The sequence below is a fragment of the Ruminococcus sp. AM31-15AC genome, from assembly GCF_003462045.1.
GTDB lineage: Bacteria > Bacillota > Clostridia > Oscillospirales > Ruminococcaceae > Hominimerdicola > Hominimerdicola aceti.
On the sequence record NZ_QTYG01000132.1, the window covers coordinates 1 to 794 of the forward strand.

At 37.3% G+C, this 794-nt stretch carries 1 protein-coding gene and 1 pseudogene; both read left to right on the forward strand.

The features are described from left to right. Positions 1-338: pseudogene (locus tag DW793_RS14885) on the forward strand (hypothetical protein); the annotation flags it as partial. 89 nt (positions 339-427) lie between these two features. Then, positions 428-794: hypothetical protein (locus DW793_RS15595; RefSeq protein WP_252969921.1), on the forward strand; the 367-nt coding region annotated here is incomplete at its 3' end.

Below are 794 nucleotides of genomic sequence, written 5' to 3' on the forward strand. Positions count from 1 at the left end.
AGAGGATAATGGTGCGACTTAAAAAGGACAGCATTATAATAATTTCCACCCATATCGTTTCTGATATTGACACCATAACGGACGACCTGATCATACTTAACAAAGGCTCAGTTATTGCAAATGACAGCCCAGAGGCGCTTTTTGAGCATATAAGGGGTATGGTTTGGGATATTCCGAAAGCGGACATTGGTCTGCTGCCTATCGAGAACATTTATTATGAGGATACAAAGTCGAAGACTATCTCAAAGACAAAGCCCACCCCAAACGCTGTTATGAGCGAGCCGACTATGAATGATCTTTATTTCTGCGGACAGCTTGACGGGGGAGTGTTTGAGTGAGGAGATAATTCAGATAATGATGTCTACTTTGAACGATAGTTGCCTCTTATCTTCAGTAATTAGGCTTTGTCCTCTACGAAAAAATTGTAATGAAAGGATATAATATGCTAATAAACCACAACCAAAATATGCTTTGTCTTGATGAAATTGATATACTTGAACTGCGTGAAAATGCAGATGAGTGTGATTATCTTTTTGTTGTTTCGCCTAAAATTGAAACAAAGATATGCACTAAATGCGGGAGCTGCAATGTTGTCAATTACGGTCGATATACTAAACTTGTCAGGGATATCAACATAAATGAACATTATACAGCTCTTAAGATAAGAGGTCACAAACATTTGTGTAAAGACTGTGGAAGTATTTTTGTTGACAGATTCAATACACTTGATCTTTGCTCAAAAATGACTAACAGACTTAGGTGCAAGATACAGCAATTATCATTAACAAAACCAT